This is a genomic window from Aeromonas sp. SG16, from assembly GCF_024436135.1.
Lineage (GTDB): Bacteria > Pseudomonadota > Gammaproteobacteria > Enterobacterales > Aeromonadaceae > Aeromonas > Aeromonas jandaei.
This window is the reverse complement of record NZ_JANFNW010000001.1, coordinates 215,180-233,933: the sequence shown is the minus strand read 5'-3', so window position 1 is coordinate 233,933 and position 18,754 is coordinate 215,180. Positions and strand designations below refer to the sequence as shown.

Here is an 18,754-nt window from a genome sequence, read left to right as displayed (position 1 = left end):
TATCAAGACGAGGTCAGCAATGAAAGTAGGTATTATCGGCGCCATGGAGCAAGAAGTGGTCCTGCTGCGCAGCCAGATGAGCAACCCCACCACCCTGCAACTGGGCGGCTGCGAGCTCTATCAAGGGATGCTGGCAGGCAAAGAGGTGATCCTGACCCGCTCCGGTATCGGTAAGGTCGCCGCCAGCGTGGCCACCAGCCTGCTGCTGGAAAAATTCGCCCCCGACTGCGTCATCAATACCGGCTCTGCGGGCGGCTTTGCCCAGGACCTGCACATCGGTGATGTGGTGATCGCCAGCGAGATGCGTTTTCACGATGTCGACGTGACCGCCTTTGGTTACGAGATGGGCCAGATGGCGCAGCAACCCGCCGCCTTCCCCTGCGACGAGAAGCTCATCGCGGTCGCTCAGGATTGCATCGCCGAGCAGGGCAAACACCAGACCAAGGTCGGCCTTATCTGCACCGGCGATCAGTTCATGTGCAAACCGGACGCCATCGCCAAGGCTCGCGCCGACTTCCCGCAGATGCTGGCGGTCGAGATGGAAGGTGCCGCCATCGGTCAAGTGTGCCACATGTTCAAGGTGCCCTATCTGGTGGTACGCGCCATGTCCGATATCGCCGGCAAGGAACAGGTTGAATCCTTCGATGCCTTCATCGAAGTGGCCGGCAAGCACTCCGCCGAAGTGATTATCAAGATGCTCGGCAAGCTGTGATCGAGACCGGCTCGCTTGATTTGATGGCCGACGCCCTCCTCTCGACGACGGCGGCCATTCTGGTGGGGGCTGCCCTGCTGGAGGCGGTGATCCCGTGGCCATCCCATCTGCGTCTTTCGGCCGTCACGCCCCTGCTGACCCGGCTGGGGCACAAGGTACACAGACCCGATGGTTCACCCGGCCAGCAAATACAGGCCGGCCTGCTGGCAATGCTGGTAGTCTGGCTCCCCTGCGCAGCCGGGCTCTGGTCGCTGCGCAATCTGGCCCTGAGCGAGCCGATCTTCGACCTGCTGTTCCTGCTGCTGATGCTCGAATCCCGCCCGCTGCGCGAACTCGCCCATGCCACCCGCTCGCTCGCCACCCAGGAGACCCTGCCGCTGGCGAGATTGCAGGCAGCCCCTTGGCTCAAACGGGAAACCGGCAAACTCTCGGCCATGGGGCTCGCCAAAGCGGTGACGGAGAGCTGTGCCCTGCGTCTGGTCGGCCAATGGGCTGGCCCACTGCTGGGATATGCTCTGGCCGGCGTACAGGGCGCCCTGCTCTGGCGGCTGGTGCAGCTGATGAATCAGAGCTGGAGTCGCAAAGATCCCGCCTTCGACCACTTTGGTCGCGCCGCCAGCGCCCTCTATCAGGGGCTCAATGCCTCCGTCATTTTGCTGCTGGGGCTGCCACTGCTGGCAAGCCGTCTCAAACAGGCCGCACAGCTGCTGCGCAGTGGCGCGCTCTGGCCCTATCCCGCCATGGGGATGCTGCTCACTCTGCTGGTAGACAAGTGCCGGATCCGTCTTGGTGGCCCTCGCTACTATCAGGGGGCTCTCCAGCGCTGGCCCGTCATCGGCACGGGTGCTGAACCAGATAGCGAGACACCGCGCAAGGTGCTCAACATTCTGCAAGGGTGCGGCTGGGGCTGGTTGATACTGGCGCTGGTTGTCACGGTAGCGGGGTTATTTCATGGGTAGAGTGTTGCGCTTGCCTGTCTGGCTGCCCTGCGTGCTGCTTGCCTGGTTGCCCGGTGTGCTGCTGGCCGCAACGCCGACCCGGGTGGTGAGCGTTGTTCCCCACCTGACCGAATTGCTCTACGAGATTGGCGCCGGCAACAAGCTGGTCGCCATCGACGATGCTTCCGACTACCCAGCCGAGGTCAAAACCAAGCCTAGGGTAGCGAATTATCGCAGCATCAACGTCGAGGCAGTGCTGGCACAAAAGCCGGACCTCATTCTCGGCTGGCGCTCGGCTCAATCACGGATGCTGGCCCCGTTGGAGCAGCTGGGTATCCCGGTTTTCTACTCTGAGCCTACCGATTTTGCCTCGCTGGCTACCGAGATGCGGGCGCTGGGCAAATTGCTGGGGGTGGAAAAGAGCGCCAACGAAGCCGCCGCTCGCTATCTGGCACGCCTGCATGCCCTGCAACAGCGCTATGGCCAACCAACCGGCGTCAAGGTGTTCTACCAGCTCTGGTATCCCCCCCTCACCAGCGTCAGTGGCAATGCCTGGCCTACGCAGGCCATCGAACTCTGCGGCGGAGTCAACGTCATGAGCAATGCCAGAACGCCCTACCCACAGGTGAATATTGAACAGGTCATCAGGGCCAACCCCGAGCTGATCCTGGCCGGGAGTCAAGATCCTGACGCCCTGCGTCACTGGCAGCAGTGGCCAAACCTTGATGCGGTGAAACATCACCGACTGATGCTGGTCAACTCCGATGAGCTGCACCGATTCACCCCAAGAGCCCTCAATGCGGTGGAAGATATATGCCACACGCTCGCCAGCGCTAGCACCATGCGTGGTGATAAGTAACCAAAAAACAGCCATTCAGATCATACCTATAAATATCCGTCTGCAAATGGCATAAAAACTGCATTAGAATTCTATAGATATCAATCCTCATCGTGGGGCACCATCATGTTCAATGGAAAAACAATTCTGGTTACCGGTGGCACCGGGTCTTTTGGCAAAAAATTTATTGCGACCGTGCTCTCTCACTACCAGCCCGCACGACTGATCGTCTACTCCCGTGACGAGCTCAAGCAGTTTGAAATGCAGCAACGTTTCAACCATCCCTGCATGCGCTACTTTATCGGCGATGTTCGTGATGCCGAGCGCCTCGATATGGCGATGCGTGATGTCGACTTTGTTGTGCATGCCGCTGCGCTCAAACAAGTGCCAGCCGCTGAATACAACCCGATGGAGTGCATCAAGACCAATGTTGGGGGAGCCGAGAACGTCATCAAGGCCGCTCTCAACAATGGAGTCCAGAAGGTTATCGCACTCTCGACCGACAAGGCTGCCAACCCGATCAACCTTTACGGTGCCACCAAACTCTGTTCTGACAAGCTCTTTGTCGCCGCCAACAATATGGCTGGCAAGAATCCAACCATTTTCTCGGTCGTGCGTTATGGCAACGTCGTCGGCTCACGGGGCTCGGTCGTTCCCTTCTTCGACAATCTGATCAAGAGCGGCGCCAATACGCTTCCCATCACTCATCCAGAGATGACCCGTTTTTGGCTGACACTGCAGCAAGGGGTCGATTTTGTATTGAACAATTTCAAGCGCATGCGTGGCGGAGAGTTGTTCGTACCTAAAATACCGTCGGTCAGGATCACCGATCTTGCTACTGCTATGGCCCCGTCGCTCAAGCAGGAGATTATAGGTATTCGTCCCGGGGAGAAGCTCCACGAGGTAATGTGCCCGGCAGACGACTCTTTCCATACCTATGAGTTCAATGACTACTACGTGATTGCCCCCAGCATCAGCTTCAATAGCCGCAACAATGATTTCAGCATTAATGCTCTGGGCGAAACAGCTACGCTGGTTGCTCCGAGTTTTGAATACAATTCTCTAAATAATAAGCACTTTCTGTCGATAACTGAACTACAGAGCATGAACCAGCAGGTGTTGTCCGAATGATCCCTTATGGCCGCCAATCGATCAGCGATGCCGATATTGAGGCAGTCGTTGCCGTACTGAAATCTGAATATCTGACCCAAGGCCAAGCCGTTCCAGCCTTCGAGCAAGGACTCGCCGATTATTGCCAAGTGCCACACGTAGTGGCTTGCAGTAACGGTACCACGGCACTTCATCTAGCCTGCGCCGTACTAGAGCTTGGCGCCAGAGATACCGTTTGGGTTTCCGCGGTCAGTTTTGTGGCCTCGGCGAACTGTGTTCGCTACTGCAATGCCAACGTTGACTTTGTCGACGTTGAACCTTCTACCGGTAATATCGATGTAGTAGCACTGGATAAGAAACTGCAGCAAGCAGTGCTTACCCACACCCAGCCCAAAGCCCTGATTGCGGTGCATCTAGCCGGGCAGCCTTGCGATCTCGAAGAGATCGGTGCGCTCTGTCGCCAGTACGGAATCGTTCTGATCGAGGATGCCTGCCATGCACTGGGCGCCCACTATCAGGGGTCACCTATCGGTAGTTGCCTTCACAGCGATATGACGGTCTTCAGCTTTCATCCGGTCAAGCCGATTACGACCGCAGAGGGAGGTGCCGTCACCACCCGGGATCAGAAGCTGGCAGCCAAATTGCGACTCTATCGCAGCCACGGAATCACTCGTGATCCGCAAGCGCTGCTCATGCCCTCCCCCGGAGAGTGGTATTACGAACAGCAACTTCTTGGCTTCAATTATCGTCTGACCGACATTCAAGCTGCACTCGGGCTTAGTCAGTTGAGCCGTCTTGATCAGTTCATTGCCCAGCGACGTGAACTTGCCAGTCGATATGACGCGCTATTATCCCCCCTGTCGGTCCAGCCGTTGCAGCAGAGTGATAACCGCCAGAGCGGTTATCACCTCTATGTCATCCAAGTAGCCAAACGCGATCAGGTATTTGCCCGGCTGCGTGCTGCCGGTATTGGCGCCAATGTTCACTATATTCCTATCCCAGCCCAGCCCTACTACCATGGTCTGGGACATGATCCAGCTGCCTATCCGGGCGCGCAAGCCTACTATCAGGGTGCAATCTCTCTTCCGCTGTTCCCGGCTCTGACACACTCAGAACAGCAACAGGTCGTAGATGCGCTGGAGCAGGCACTATGCGACTAGCTCTGGGCACGGTGCAATTCGGTCTGGATTACGGGATCAGCAATCACGACGGACAAGTCTGCGATGAGGAACTCGACGAGATCATTGCATTGGCCCGTCATGCAGGTATCGATACCCTGGATACGGCGCAAGCCTATGGCAATGCCGAGCAGAGGCTGGGACAAAGAGATATCACTGGCTTCACGCTCATCGACAAGCTGGCGCCTGGGCTACCGCTCTACGATGTTAAGGCCGCAGTCAACAACAGTTTGCATTTGCTGGGGCGAAAGCGGCTCGATGGCTTGCTGCTGCACCGCAGCCAGGATGCCTCACCTGCCATGTTCGAGTTGCTCACCGATTTGCAGCAACAGGGCTCGATCGGAAAACTCGGGATCTCCGTCTACTCCCCGGAGGAGCTCGATGCCTGGAGCGCAGCTGGATATCCTCTGGAACTGGTGCAATTACCTGCCAATTTGCTCGATCAACGCTTTTTACGCACTGGATGGCTCGACAAACTGGTAGATATGGGTTGTGAAATCCATGTTCGCTCGCTCTTTTTGCAGGGACTGTTGTTGATGCAGCCAGCACAGCGACCTGACTATTTTCAGCGTTTCGCTACCGCACTTGAACGGTTTGACCACTGGCATCCCTCAATGGCCCCGCTTGGCAGAGCCCTCTCCATCATGACGGCCCTACCACAAGTAAGCCGCTTTGTTGTCGGTGTTTGTCATGCCCAAGAGCTGGCCGCTATCGTTGCAGCCAGTCAAGCGCTGCACGAGTGCTACGAGGCCGATATCGCCCATCTGGCGTCTATGGAACAGGAACTTATCAACCCCGGACTCTGGAGAACACAATGATCCTAGGTATTCTGCAAGCCAGAACCAGTTCTTCCCGCCTGCCCAACAAGGTACTGAAGGAACTGCTGGGCGAACCCATGCTGGCAAGGCAGATTGAACGGCTGCAACAGAGCAAACTACTGGACAAGCTGCTGGTTGCCACCAGCGATAAGCCAGAAGATCGTGCCATTGCCGAACTGTGCGAAAAGTTGCATATCCCCTGTTTCTGCGGTCCTCTTGACGATGTATTGCTGCGTTTCTATCTGGCGGCCCAACCCTATAGTCCGACCCATGTTGTGCGTCTCACAGCTGACTGCCCACTGGCAGACCCAATGGTAATAGACGAGCTGATAGCCCTCCATCTCTCGGGCAAGTTCGACTACAGCAGCAACTGCGGCAATCCCAGTTATCCGGATGGGCTGGATGCCGAGATCATGACTGGAGCGACTCTGGCAACCTTGCAGGAAAAAGCCACAACGCAGACCGAGCAGGAACATGTCACCTATTACGTTCGCTGTCATCCCGAGCAGTTTTCCATCGGCGAACTGCAGCGCTCGCCTTCGCTGGCCCACCTGCGCTGGACTGTCGATGAGCCTGACGATTTTGAGCTGGTGGAGCGCATTTATCAGGCTCTCTATCCTGTCAACCCAACCTTTACGACTGACGATATCCTCGACCTGCTGGCGCAGCAGCCGGAGTTGGCAACACTGAATACCCGGCACCAACGCAACGAAGGATTGGCTAATTCGCTGGCCAAGGAGAATCACATATGACCTCACGTTATCAACATTCACTGGCTCTCTCTGCTCGGGCGGAACAGAGCATTCCTCTTGGCTCCCAAACCTTCTCCAAAAGCCGCCTCTGTTTTCCCTATGGCGCCGCCCCACTCTTTATCGAGCGCGGCAAAGGTGCACATGTTTGGGATGTAGATGGCAACGAGTATCTTGATTTCGCCAGCGGCCTGCTGGCCATCAGTCTTGGATATTGCGATCAGGATGTGAATGAGGCTGTAATGGAACAGCTCAATCTGGGCTCGATCTTCTCCCTTCCCCACCGGCTGGAAACCGAGGTCGCGGAACAGCTCATTGAGCTTATCCCCTGTGCCGAAATGGTTCGCTTTGGCAAAAATGGGACTGATGCCACCTCAGCCTGTATCAGGCTCTCCCGCGCAGTCACTGGCCGCGAGCGGGTAGCCGTTTGTGGCTACCACGGCTGGCAAGACTGGTATATAGGCTCGACCACCCGCCATTTGGGGGTCCCCGAATGCGTGAGAGAGCTGACGCACAGATTTGACTACAACGATCTTGCCTCGCTGCAGCGTCTGCTGGAAGCTCACCCGAGCGAGTTTGCCGCCGTCATTCTGGAACCGATGAATGTAACCTGGCCAAACCCGGATTTTCTGCCTGGTCTGCGCCAACTCTGCGATGCCCATGGCGCGCTGCTCATCTTTGATGAGACCATTACCGGCTTTCGCTACCACTTGGGCGGGGCTCAGAGCCTCTTTGGTGTAACACCGGACCTCGCGGCATTTGGCAAAGGTATGGCCAACGGTTTCCCTATTTCTGCCGTTGTCGGCCGCCGCCAATATATGAAACGGATGGAAGATATCTTCTTCTCCGGCACCTTCGGCGGGGACGTGATTGCACTCGCTGCAGCAAACGCCGTCATCAAAAAGATGCGGCGACTGGATGTACCAAAGAGGCTTGCAGAGCGGGGACAACAGGTACTGGATGGGCTCGATAGCTTGCTAAAAGAGATCGATGCCCCAGTCTGGCTACAAACCGCCGGACACCCGAGCTGGAACTTTCTGCTGGTTGCGGATTCAGAAAACCACTCGACTTGGCTTCTCAAGAGCTATCTGATCCAGGAGTTGTGCAAGCGAGGGATCCTCACACTTGGCAGCCACAATATGAATCTGGCCCACAGCGAACAGGATGTGGCCGTTTTGCTGGCTGCTTATCGCGACATACTACCAGCGCTCATTCGCCACGATAGAGACCTGACACTGGCCAGTGCGCTTGATGGAGAACCTATTCAACCTGTATTCAAGGTGAGATAATTGCTACCACTATGGATATTTACCGAAGGAGATCTACAGCGCGGCATGGGACATATAAGCCGCTGTAGTGCCTATGCATTCGCATGGAAACAAAGAGGCGGTGACGTCTATTGGATAATAGATGGGGATTCATGTGCGCAGAATTTTATTCCAGATGAAAATATCTCCTGGATATGCTGGCAAGATAATCCGGGGTTAGTTAATAGTGTCACTGGCTTTGCTCTTGTTGATAGTTACTATGCTTCACCACCCGTTTTAAACAAAATTTCTAATTGTTTTTTACAAACTGTGTATCTTGATGATACTTTCCGATTGAATTATCCAAGCGGACTAGCAATCCACAGTATACCAGACCAAAAACCTGATCATCTTGTTGATGCAAAATGGCTTATGGGTATTGAGTGGCAGCCATTGAGGCCCGCTTTTTGGAATACTGCTGCGAGGGGAAAATCGGCCAATGACATTATAAACGTTTTAATTATTATGGGTGCGACAGATATTAGGAATCTGACTTGGCGAATATTTAATCTGGTTATTTCCATATACCCAAATGCACACATAAATATTATTTCAAACAATCAAGATGTTGCATTTAATAAATGGTGCACCATCTACAAAAACATTAATGACATTCAGATGTTGCAATTAATGTCTCAATGTGATCTTGCAATTAGTTCGGCGGGACAAACCATGTTTGAGCTTGCTAAATGTGGCTTACCTAGCATTTTGGTTTGTGTTGTTGACAATCAAGAAAAACAATTTAAATGGAGTCAGGAAAATAACTTATTCCCCAATGGGATATATTGGGATGACCCATTTTTTGATGAAAAAATGACCATTCAATTAACAAAAATGTCATCCCCCATATATAGAGAATCAATTGCCAAACATGCACAATCACTCATCGATGGGCAGGGCGTTAACAAATTAATTAATATGCTGATAGGTTCTTAAATGAAGATATCAATAATTTGTTCTGAGAGTAACCACCCTGTAAATAGTTGGATTCGAACTTGGGCGCATAGTATAAGTGAACGACACGAGATCAACATAGTAACAAAATCAAACCAGTTAACCTCTGGCAACATTCTCTTTTTAGTTTCTTGCCATGAAATAATAGATAAAGAAACAAGAGATAATTTTGATTATACACTAGTACTCCACGCAAGTAACCTGCCTTATGGAAGGGGCATGTCTCCTCATATTTGGCAAATAATTGAAGGGAAAAACCGTATTCTCCTAACACTTTTAGATGCAGAAGACAAACTAGATTCCGGAAAAATATGGAAGCAAAAAGAAATATTCTTTGATGGTGGTGAACTTTTCGATGAAATAAATAATAAAATTTTTTCATCCGAAATAGAGTTGATGTCATGGGCAATAAAAAATATTTACACATCATCTCCATTTGAACAAGTTGGTGAACCTACTTTCTACAGAAAGCGAACTCCTGAGGATAGCAGAATTGATATCAAGAAGACCATTGATGAGCAATTTAACTTGTTACGCGTGGCCGATCCAGAACGCTATCCCGCATTCTTTGAAAGAAATGGTCACATGTATAAAATAAAAATTGAAAAAATCATAAAATAATTTACTTCGAGTAAGTAATACTAGCAAAAAACAATGTAGTCTATTTTTATGATGGTAACTGTTTATTTGACAGATTGCCTTCAAAAATGAATACTTCATCTATGAACACATGTTAAGCAAGTAGGACACAATGTCATATTTTTCTATTGATGGAAGAGAGATTGGGCATCACAAAAAACCCTTCATTATCGCGGAGCTATCAGGTAATCATAATGGGAGATTAGAAAATGCACTAGCGCTCATCGATGCTGCTGCGGATGCTGGTGCTGATGCCATAAAATTACAAACCTATACTGCTGATACAATGACATTGGATATCGATTTGCCAGAATTTCATATCCAAGGTGGATTATGGGATGGGTATACACTTTACGATTTATATAAACAAGCCCATACGCCATGGGAATGGCATCAAGCACTTTTCGAGCGAGCAAAAACTAGAGGACTAATTATTTTCTCGACACCATTTGATGAGAGTGCTGTCGATTTTTTAGAGAGTCTAGGCACACCTGCATACAAGATTGCCTCATTCGAAATCACAGATCACCCTTTGATAAGGTATGTGGCCAAACAAGGAAAACCAGTCATTATCTCTTCAGGAATGTCTAGTGAAGCCGAAATAGCCCAAGCTCTGACCATTTTACGTGACAACGGATGTACACAGATTCTATTGCTTCATTGTGTAAGCGGCTACCCGACACCACTTGCCGATATCAACCTCAAACGAATCACTCGTTTGGCCGAGACCTTTTCAGTACCCGTTGGTCTGTCTGATCATACATTGGGCAATACCGCTGCTCAGTTGGCTGTCGCCTTGGGCGCTGTAGCCATCGAGAAGCATGTGACTCTTGCTCGTGAAGATGGTGGACCTGATGCTGAATTTTCTTTAGAGCCAGATGAATTGAAAGCACTATGTGACCAAACCAACCTCTGTTGGCAAACATTGGGAACCGGTGAAAGTGGTAACAACCAAGCTGAAGAATCCAGCTTAATATTTCGTCGCTCTCTTTATTTTGTCTCTGATATACAGGCTGGAGAAATCATCAAACCGGAGCATATTCGAAGGATAAGGCCTGGCTATGGATTGCCACCCGAAGCTTTACCAAAGATACTGGGAAGAAAAGCTCGTCATGATATTCATCGAGGTAAATCTGTCCATTTTGATGACATTTTATAATACCTCAAGCGACATTTTCTAATAACTTGCAATAAAGGGGGAATACATGATTCAGAAAAGCATCTTCATGAAAGAAGAGGCTGATGCATGGTATGAAAGAAATAAGCTCTGCATCAATCAAAAATCTCTGAGTAATGACCCCATATTCACAGCACTACAAAATATCGGCTACCAACCGAAACGAATCCTTGAAATTGGCTGTGCCAACGGTTGGCGATTAGCACAACTGGCTAACCATTATGGTGCCACCTGCTATGGAGTAGATCCATCACAAACCGCAATTGAGGATGGCACTCTGAGCTATCCCGCATTAAATCTAAGCGTTGGAACCGCAGATGGTTTACCTGATATTGAACGTGTCGATCTAATTATTTTCGGTTTTTGTTTATATCTATGTGATCCACAAGATTTATTCAGCATTGCTGCTAATAGTGACAAATTGCTCGCAGACAAGGGCGTAATGGCTATTTACGACTTTTGTCCCCCGGCAGGACACTATCGAAATGACTACCAACATCATACCGACCTCTTTAGCTATAAAATGAATTACAGTAGTATGTTTAGTTGGCACCCAAGTTATTGTCTAGTATTTGAGCACATCAAACATCATGATGGTTCTCACGAATTGGAACCGGATGCATTGGTTTCTGTTCAACTATTGAAAAAGGACTTGCGACTTCTTGATGCAAAAAATCCATATACCCAAAGAAATTACTGATATAAAAAGGGAGGCTTTTGCCTCCCATAATCAAGATAAATCATACATCCTTTAACTACATCATCCTTTTCTAAAAAAGGACATTATTTCATTATCAACCATATCAATACTATCAAATGCTCTTGGATACATCTCTTTTGTCTTTGCTAAAAAGTCCAACCATAAGCTGATTGCTGGCCTCATCAACTCCATCGTTGTTTCCTCTCCATCAAAAGAATAGAGAATTGAACTCAATATGGTAAATACATAGTTCATTGAGCCAATCATAATCTGGGATATATGTTTTTGCTGAGTTGCTGCAATCTGTGAAAGGTAACCAAAGTTACGCAACATTAGCTGATTAATCTCATTCCTGGATGAGAACTCTTGTTGCCACTCTCCCATCATCTTATCGACTAAAATGTCAAAAAACTCAACGTCCAGATATGGTTTGAAGTCTTCTTTTGACAAAGGGATTGGGGCTGATAGTTGCGTAATTTGGTGAATCAGCTCAGCTTTATCTATGACTTGTGAAAAACTGATTTCACTATCAGGCAATGGTCTTGCTTTTGCAATTTTAGCCCCATCGCTGCAGTTAAAGCACTGAACATGTTCATTCGCAGCTAATACTTGCTCAATAACTCTTCTGGATGTATTAAACATGGCGTTGCTTATTACAACACCACCAAAGTTACCTTCATGCTGCCATTGGCTGTCTCCATACATTAAATCCCCAAGCACCTCAGCCCCTTCATCACTATTATAATAGGCACTAAATTTCGAGTGATGATGTCCTTTATTTTTATAACCATTATCAAGGCCAAATAAATATATATTTTTAAAGCCGAGATGAATAGGAGCACTCACCCCGATATTTCCGACTAAAGGGTTTACCCCTCCCAATGCAGCATATTTGAGAAGATGAGGGAAGTTTACATGATAGAGGATCACTCCAGGCTCACTAAGTTTAAACATTAATGCTGATTTGTCGAACAACGTTGAGCAATAGGGGTGAATAACATCCGTGCTTAGGAAAAGAATGTCTCTAAGATAATTTAGGTCATTCATATTAACCAAAAAATCATAAACAATCTTAGTTCGTTCAGTCTCAACATGAATATCTGGTTTGATACCAACTTTATGCAAAGCTGAAATAGCACTACCACATGAAATTAAAATTGCTTTTTCTTTATTTTTTTCAATAACAGGAAGAGAGGCATCCAAAGATGGGCCATTAGCAATAACAAAAACTGGAGTTCTATTATATTCCGATGGGATTTTTTTTTCCTGCACCAAGAATGGAACAGCTCGTTCAACGTTATCAACTGTATGAGAAAGAGCTATCAGATTGTCATCAAAAAAACCCCACCCCATTACCAGAAGATAATATTCCCGCTGGATTCTCTCAATTAAACTTTTGATTTTATCATTTTGGTAACCCCACATGATAAAGGCATTAGCGATAAGAAAAGAACCACGGCTATGAATAGCCGATGCAAAATCATTAAAAATAGTATCTTCATCCTGGCCTAATAGGATATGTAGACCGAGGTTCTCTTTATGTAAATAATCAAGCAGAGGTGCCCAATCGAAACAAAAAAGAGATGCATAAAAAAGATCTAGATCTGGTTCAAAAAGAAATAAAGTGCCAATTTTGCATTGTTCATAAAGATAACCAAGGTGGTAACCCAACCCAACCCCAAACACCAGTGCGGTCGGAACTTCAGTTGGTACTTTTTTTAATGGCTCTTCTCGAGCTGCAAGATCATCAAGATAAGCATTGAGTTTATTAAGATACTCAACGTGCATAAATCCGAGTGGGTTGGCTTCTTGACTAAATGAGAACTTGGATAACCCCCCTTTATCCATGAACTCTTTAACTAATGTCTCACAGATAAGATACGGCTCATCACCATATACCGCGACATCATCATCGCTCCAAGCCATATTTGGCTGGCCATTTTCATTACAAAAAAAACGAAATGGTCGGCTTGGTTTATATGACTCATACATATCTGCAATATGGGGGATATATTTACGAAATGCAGCAATATTCTGTGAGAATCGAAGGGGCAAGGCCACCGACATGGCAGCTTCTTGCTCTGCACGTTCTTTTAGTCGTAAAGCAACACCCTCAGCTTTTTTCAAAATATCATCAATATTTTCCGACATCAGAACTCCTTGCTATTCACACTATAAATTTGCTTTGCTTTACTCGCCAACCCAATCGCAGATAACTCATTTAAAATTATCTTATGGTGATTGGATGCCACTTTTTTCATACTTTCCTCTTGTTGGAAAAGTAATGTAGCCAACAAAGTGGCATCTTGTTTCAGTGAAGGCTCACTTTCAACGAGATACAACAAACGATCAATCAAAGAGATCCGATAATCCATACAGACCAGAGCATCATCATAGCTTTTTCTGGCTAATAGATATTGAAGTTGCTCGTAATTGTCTGTGAGAGCTTGCTGTAGAGCGGCTAAAGTGGTCATTACAACTCACCCAGTTGCTGTCTCATTTGATAGCCCTGTTGTTTAGCTGAATCGGGTAACTGATCCCAACCAGATTTTATAGTAACCATCAAAGCCATAGCCTCTTCAATCGGGGCTGCATCCAACGCAAGGCTCGCATCCCAAATTCGCTCGTCCATGTAGGAGTAGAGGCTATATAGATCTTCAGCAATAGCCCCTTGACTCATATCAAGCGCATCCTGCAAACCATGTAATAACCCCTGAGCTTTCGATACAGCGGTAGATTTTGCTTCCATATCGCGACGCTCAATTGCACCTTTGGCTTGAGCCAAACGTTCAAGTACACCTTGCATCATGAGCTGAATCACACGATGAGGATCAGCAACAGCCAAGTCAGCAGCGACACTGGTTGCCTTATATGCTTTTAGATTACGCTGGTACATCGCCTGCTCCTCGTAATGTTTGCAATATATAATTTATTTGTTGTTGATTTGTAGTGATTGTAGCGCAGCCGCAGAGTGATTCATTTTCGCCAGCAACGCATCCAAGCTGCCATATTGAGCACGTAGTGATGCTTCATATTTTACCAGTTGGGCATTGGATGTAGCTTGTTTTTGGTTCAAGCTACGCAGATCAGCATTTAAAACATCTGTACGTTGATCCAACATCCCTCCAGACTTGGAATACTCTTTTAAACCCGTATTCAAGGTTGCAGCAATACCCTTTTCGCCACCAAAAAGACCAACAACCTGGTCAAAGTTTTTATCCACAGCCTCATCAAATTTGGTTTTATCCAGAGACAACTTACCTTTATTGTCCATCTTAATACCCACTTCGAAGATGGTTGAATAAGTCGTACTGGTACCTGCTTTATTTGTTACGGTATTAGCCATAAAACTGCTAATGGTACGTGTGCTCGCATCACCAGCAAGCGCGCCACCATCATCTTGTCTAACTCCGCCAACGATACTATTGCGCTTGCCCAGCGCATCCATTTTATCTTGCAGTGCGTTATAACCATCAATAAACTGCTTGACCATATCCTGAATTGCAGTTTTATCTGTTGTTATCGCAACTTTGTTGGATTTCAGAGTCGTGCCATCACTTTCTTTATCGGATACACGCAAAACCGTTAATTTCAAATCCTGAATAGAGTCGTCAAATACATTGGTATCACTTTTAAGTGTATTACCATCAACAGTAATCTCAGCACTACTAGCAGCTTGCTTCTGACTCATCACCGAACCTGCCGCACCTGTAGCAAAGATATCCAGCTCAGAATTATTGCCAGTGATCACCAAATCTTTGCCATCTCCAGATATACCGGAGTCAATAACAAATTTTGCCTTACCATCTGCCGTATTGACGATATTTGCACTAAGACCGAAGTTATCGCCATTACTATTGATACTTTTACGAATGTCTTGCAGAGTATCCCCTGCTTTGACATCAACCTTGAACTCCTTGGTACCAGCTTTAAAAGTTAATTGACCGTCTTGAGTCACAAGTGGGGTGGTCGAACTGGCAAATTCACCTTCAACACGGCTAGTAGTAGCCAATTTATTGACGGTAATGTTGTACTGGCCATTGGAGCCACCACTTTTACTCTCCACCTTCATCACTGGATTATCTTTATCCTGGGTGATGGTAACGGCTCGCTTGTTGAAGGCCCCGGGTTTGCTCAAGGTATCGAGAATATCGGTGAATGCGGTGAGAGATGACTTCAACTGGCCTATACCTGATATGCTGATCTGGGTGCTGTTTTGCTTGGTGACTATGGGCTTCTGTAGTTGAGCCTTCTTGGCAGCCACGCTAGAGGCAATAACGCTCTCGAGATCCAGCTGAGAGCCCGCCCCGGCAGAAGTAATGGCCATGTTATCTTCTCCTCATCAATTCGATTCAAATCTCGCTATCAAACAACAATCCGCGTTTGGGGTTCGCCCCTGCTTCACCTTGTTGCAACGCCTGGATCCGCTTGTGGATAGCAATCAACTCTTCCGTAGGGATCTGGCGGATCACCGAGCGGGTATCAGAGTCCATTACCTTTATTACCATCTGGCCAGACTCTTGCTCCATGCTGAAATTAACGGTCCATCCTTGCAATTTGCCAAATTCCTGCAAGTTTTGTACCTGTTTTTCAATATCTGCCTGGCTCTGCACTTGTTGAAGCTCAGTCTCCTTTGGCTGCCCCTGACTTTTCTGCTGCACGGCCCCGGCATCCTCTACCGTGCCAGAAAGCAGTTGAGCGGCCACTTGGCCGCTCTTGTCACTTAGCTGTAAGGAAGCGCCATTGGCAGATGACAGATTGCTTATTTCAGTTGCCATCTTATCTCTCCCATCTTAGTCAGCCTGGTCTACTCATTACCCAAGCAGGGAAAGAGCAGACTGCGGTCTCTGGTTAGCCTGAGCCAAAACACTGGATGCAGCTTGTTGCAAAATATTCTGCTTGGTCATGTTGGCAGTTTCGGTTGCAAAATCAGCATCACGGATACGAGAGCGTGCCGCACTGACGTTTTCCGAGATATTGGCCTGGTTACGAATGGTAGAATCCAAACGGTTTTGCACCGCACCGAGCTCGGCTCGCTTGCTATCGACAACTCCGAGCATTGCATCAGCTGCTGCCAACACTTGCTGTGCACCACTTTGGGTACTGATACTGATAGAACTACCCGCAACAAAGATAGCTGTCACGTTGATAGCTGTACCTATAACAGTACCAACATCAACTGTTGTATTTGCCGCAGCAGCAATCCCCGAGATACTGAAGCCATTGGCTTGGGTCAAACTAAAACCGATGGTCTGGTTGGCATCGGCGCCAACTTGGAAAGAACCCGCAAAATTACCATCCAGCAGCTTGGTACCGGCAAAACTGGTATCGGTCGAAATGCGGTTAATTTCAGAACCCAGTTGATCGACCTCTTTTTGCAGCGCTTCACGATCCTTGGTTGAGTTGGAGCCGTTGGCAGACTGTTGCGCCAAGGTACGCATACGTTGGAGCATACCGGTCACTTCGTCCATCGCCCCTTCTGCCGTTTGTGCCAGAGAGATACCGTCGTTGGCGTTACGATTACCCTGATCCAGACCGTTGATTTGGGAAGTCAGACGGTTGGAGATCTGCAAACCCGCCGCATCATCTTTTGCACTGTTGATGCGCAGACCGGATGCCAGACGCGTATACGAAGTATCCAAAGATTTGGTGGTATTCATCAAATTACGCTGGGCGTTCAATGATGACGTGTTGGTGTTAATGTACATGGCCATAATAAATTCTCCCGAAGAACACACGACTGCGGGTTGCGTCACCATAACTGCGTGACGGCCCACCGTAGAAGAGGAGGTTGAACAAGCCTCTCTCTTCAGGCGGGTATCTGTTTGAACGGACAGGCTACCCGCAGCTATGCAAACGTTGGATTCCGAACACCCCTCGATTGCCTCATCTTCTTTAACGGCAGCAAAAATGCAATCTTTAGGAAAAAGAATGCCCACAACAGGTAATCTGAAAAATCAGATATCAAGCGTTAAAAATGAAGCATCGTCTAAAGTGAGTAGCCAAAACTTTGACGCCAGTGCGCTTATAGCCCCCCATTTCAGCGAAATGAAGTGCGCTTGGGCAAACGAGGGGGCTGAAGATATGTCCTGATTCGGAATGCAGAGAAGATAAAAAACAAAATGCGGCCTGAAGAGGCCGCATTTTCACACTTGATGAGGCTCCGGCATTGTTATCCCAACAAGGACAATGCGGATTGCGGACGCTGGTTAGCCTGAGCCAAGACACTGGACGCAGCCTGCTGCAGGATATTTTGCTTGGTCATGTTGGCGGTTTCGGTTGCAAAGTCCGCATCACGGATACGAGAGCGGGCTGCGCTGACGTTTTCCGAGATATTGGCCTGGTTGCGGATGGTCGAATCCAAGCGGTTTTGCACCGCACCAAGTTCGGCACGCTTGCCATCAACCACACCGAGCATCGAATCTACCGCAGCCAACACGTTTTGAGCATTACTCTGGCTACTGATACTGATACCACCAGCACTACCACCTACAAAGATCGTTGTAATCCCGACAGCAGCTGCGGTCGTGGCAATCGTAGTTGCAGCAGCAGCAGCAATACCTGAGATACTAAAACCAGCTGACTGAGCCAAACTAAAACCGATAGTTTGGTTGGCATCGGCACCGACTTGGAAAGAACCGGTAAAGCTACCATCCAGCAGCTTGGTACCAGCAAAACTGGTATCGGTCGAAATGCGGTTAATTTCAGAACCCAGTTGATCGACCTCTTTTTGCAGCGCTTCACGATCCTTGGCTGAGTTGGAGCCGTTGGCAGACTGTTGCGCCAGGGTACGCATACGTTGGAGCATACCGGTCACTTCGTCCATCGCACCTTCAGCCGTTTGTGCCAGAGAGATACCGTCGTTGGCGTTACGGTTACCCTGATCCAGACCATTGATCTGGGAAGTCAGACGGTTGGAGATCTGCAAACCCGCCGCATCATCTTTTGCGCTATTGATGCGCAGACCAGATGCCAAACGGGTATACGAGGTATCCAAGGATTTGGTGGTATTCATCAAATTACGCTGGGCGTTCAGTGATGACGTGTTGGTGTTAATGTACATGGCCATAATAAATTCTCCCGAAGAACATGCGACTGCGGGTTGCGTCACCATAACTGCGTGACGGCCCACCGTAGAAGAGGAGGTTGAACTGGCCTCTCTCTTCGGCGGGTATCTGTTTGAACAGACAGGCTACCCGCAGCTATGCAAACGTTGGATTCCGAACACCCCTCGATTGCCTCATCTTCTTTAACGGCAGAATTTAGCCAAGCTTTAGGAAAATTGTTGCCGGTAGCGGCAAGTATTCTCCTGTGATGGGTAACATACTCTATCGCTCCACCCTCTATGGGAGAGCCTTCCAGCAATGCCCATAGATAAGCCTGAGGAAATATAGTTTTGGCATGATGTATGCAGACACTGAGAGGAGTGACGCCAATTTGGCGACACAATAAAAAATGGCCGGAGAACCGGCCTAAAAATGAGCATATGCTCAGGAGAATATGACCAAGCGTGACAGAACTGAACAGCTGGACAACACTTGGCATTACTAGTAGAGAATTATATCTCTCCCGATAGAACAGAGTGCGAACCCGAACACCCCTTTGTTCCATCTCTTGACCAGGGCGGCCTGAAC

The 18,754-nt window shown here is 48.5% G+C and carries 20 protein-coding genes; 13 read left to right on the top strand and 7 right to left on the bottom strand.

Annotated elements, in window-relative coordinates:
• The first annotated feature begins 19 nt into the window (after positions 1 to 19).
• The 12 genes from mtnN to NOM67_RS01105 all read left to right on the top strand — a co-directional run bounded on the left by mtnN (position 20) and on the right by NOM67_RS01105 (position 11,120).
• Positions 20 to 712, top strand: coding sequence for a 5'-methylthioadenosine/S-adenosylhomocysteine nucleosidase (gene mtnN, locus NOM67_RS01160; RefSeq protein ID WP_255933206.1), 693 nt, complete (start codon positions 20 to 22; stop codon positions 710 to 712).
• A complete protein-coding gene (locus tag NOM67_RS01155; RefSeq protein WP_255933205.1) occupies positions 709 to 1,671 on the top strand; it encodes a cobalamin biosynthesis protein in 963 nt (320 codons plus the stop codon). The genes mtnN and NOM67_RS01155 overlap by 4 nt, the downstream gene beginning before the upstream one ends.
• Entirely contained in the window at positions 1,664 to 2,509 is an 846-nt protein-coding gene (locus tag NOM67_RS01150) for a cobalamin-binding protein (protein ID WP_255933204.1), read from the top strand. Before NOM67_RS01155 ends, NOM67_RS01150 begins: the two co-directional genes overlap by 8 nt.
• A gap of 105 nt (positions 2,510 to 2,614) precedes the next feature.
• A complete protein-coding gene (gene pseB / locus NOM67_RS01145) occupies positions 2,615 to 3,619 on the top strand; it encodes a UDP-N-acetylglucosamine 4,6-dehydratase (inverting) (RefSeq protein ID WP_124242786.1) in 1,005 nt (334 codons plus the stop codon).
• Positions 3,616 to 4,758 (top strand): UDP-4-amino-4,6-dideoxy-N-acetyl-beta-L-altrosamine transaminase, encoded by a 1,143-nt coding sequence (gene pseC, locus NOM67_RS01140; protein ID WP_255933203.1) that lies wholly within the window; start codon positions 3,616 to 3,618, stop codon positions 4,756 to 4,758. Before pseB ends, pseC begins: the two co-directional genes overlap by 4 nt.
• The gene (locus NOM67_RS01135; protein WP_255933202.1) at positions 4,749 to 5,594 is read left to right on the top strand and encodes an aldo/keto reductase; all 846 of its coding nucleotides are present in this window, start codon (positions 4,749 to 4,751) and stop codon (positions 5,592 to 5,594) included. Before pseC ends, NOM67_RS01135 begins: the two co-directional genes overlap by 10 nt.
• Positions 5,591 to 6,346: a cytidylyltransferase domain-containing protein gene (locus NOM67_RS01130; RefSeq protein ID WP_156852054.1), complete on the top strand. Its 756-nt coding sequence runs from the start codon at positions 5,591 to 5,593 to the stop codon at positions 6,344 to 6,346. Before NOM67_RS01135 ends, NOM67_RS01130 begins: the two co-directional genes overlap by 4 nt.
• On the top strand, positions 6,343 to 7,632 hold the full coding sequence (locus tag NOM67_RS01125; RefSeq protein WP_156852055.1) for an aminotransferase class III-fold pyridoxal phosphate-dependent enzyme: 1,290 nt from the start codon (positions 6,343 to 6,345) through the stop codon (positions 7,630 to 7,632). The genes NOM67_RS01130 and NOM67_RS01125 overlap by 4 nt, the downstream gene beginning before the upstream one ends.
• Before the next feature lie 45 nt (positions 7,633 to 7,677).
• Positions 7,678 to 8,586 carry a hypothetical protein gene (locus NOM67_RS01120; RefSeq protein WP_156852056.1) on the top strand — a complete coding sequence of 303 codons (909 nt, stop codon included), beginning with the start codon at positions 7,678 to 7,680 and terminating at the stop codon, positions 8,584 to 8,586.
• Positions 8,587 to 9,225, top strand: coding sequence for a formyltransferase family protein (locus tag NOM67_RS01115; protein WP_156852057.1), 639 nt, complete (start codon positions 8,587 to 8,589; stop codon positions 9,223 to 9,225).
• Between the two features lie 130 nt (positions 9,226 to 9,355).
• The gene (pseI, locus tag NOM67_RS01110) at positions 9,356 to 10,402 is read left to right on the top strand and encodes a pseudaminic acid synthase (protein ID WP_156852058.1); all 1,047 of its coding nucleotides are present in this window, start codon (positions 9,356 to 9,358) and stop codon (positions 10,400 to 10,402) included.
• Positions 10,403 to 10,448: 46 nt separating this feature from the next.
• On the top strand, positions 10,449 to 11,120 hold the full coding sequence (locus NOM67_RS01105; protein ID WP_156852059.1) for a trans-aconitate 2-methyltransferase: 672 nt from the start codon (positions 10,449 to 10,451) through the stop codon (positions 11,118 to 11,120).
• A 60-nt stretch (positions 11,121 to 11,180) separates the two neighbouring features.
• On the opposite strand, the gene NOM67_RS01100 is transcribed toward NOM67_RS01105, so the two are convergent.
• The 6 genes from NOM67_RS01100 to NOM67_RS01075 are packed head-to-tail and all read right to left on the bottom strand — an operon-like array spanning position 11,181 to position 16,834.
• Positions 11,181 to 13,271 (bottom strand): 6-hydroxymethylpterin diphosphokinase MptE-like protein, encoded by a 2,091-nt coding sequence (locus NOM67_RS01100; RefSeq protein ID WP_156852060.1) that lies wholly within the window; start codon positions 13,269 to 13,271, stop codon positions 11,181 to 11,183.
• On the bottom strand, positions 13,271 to 13,594 hold the full coding sequence (locus tag NOM67_RS01095) for a hypothetical protein (RefSeq protein WP_156852061.1): 324 nt from the start codon (positions 13,592 to 13,594) through the stop codon (positions 13,271 to 13,273). The genes NOM67_RS01100 and NOM67_RS01095 overlap by 1 nt, the downstream gene beginning before the upstream one ends.
• Complete coding sequence (gene fliS, locus NOM67_RS01090; protein WP_156852062.1) at positions 13,594 to 14,016, bottom strand: flagellar export chaperone FliS; 423 nt, start codon at positions 14,014 to 14,016, stop codon at positions 13,594 to 13,596. Before fliS ends, NOM67_RS01095 begins: the two co-directional genes overlap by 1 nt.
• 33 nt (positions 14,017 to 14,049) lie before the next feature.
• Entirely contained in the window at positions 14,050 to 15,447 is a 1,398-nt protein-coding gene (gene fliD / locus NOM67_RS01085; protein ID WP_071911539.1) for a flagellar filament capping protein FliD, read from the bottom strand.
• A gap of 25 nt (positions 15,448 to 15,472) precedes the next feature.
• Positions 15,473 to 15,898, bottom strand: a complete 426-nt coding sequence (locus NOM67_RS01080; protein WP_156852063.1) for a flagellar protein FlaG — start codon at positions 15,896 to 15,898, stop codon at positions 15,473 to 15,475.
• A gap of 36 nt (positions 15,899 to 15,934) precedes the next feature.
• Entirely contained in the window at positions 15,935 to 16,834 is a 900-nt protein-coding gene (locus tag NOM67_RS01075; RefSeq protein ID WP_156852064.1) for a flagellin, read from the bottom strand.
• Between the two features lie 136 nt (positions 16,835 to 16,970).
• On the opposite strand from NOM67_RS01075, the gene NOM67_RS01070 reads away from it, so the two are divergent.
• Positions 16,971 to 17,213: a hypothetical protein gene (locus tag NOM67_RS01070; protein WP_124242799.1), complete on the top strand. Its 243-nt coding sequence runs from the start codon at positions 16,971 to 16,973 to the stop codon at positions 17,211 to 17,213.
• A 79-nt stretch (positions 17,214 to 17,292) separates the two neighbouring features.
• On the opposite strand, the gene NOM67_RS01065 is transcribed toward NOM67_RS01070, so the two are convergent.
• Complete coding sequence (locus tag NOM67_RS01065; RefSeq protein ID WP_124242800.1) at positions 17,293 to 18,189, bottom strand: flagellin; 897 nt, start codon at positions 18,187 to 18,189, stop codon at positions 17,293 to 17,295.
• Positions 18,190 to 18,754: the final 565 nt, after the last annotated feature.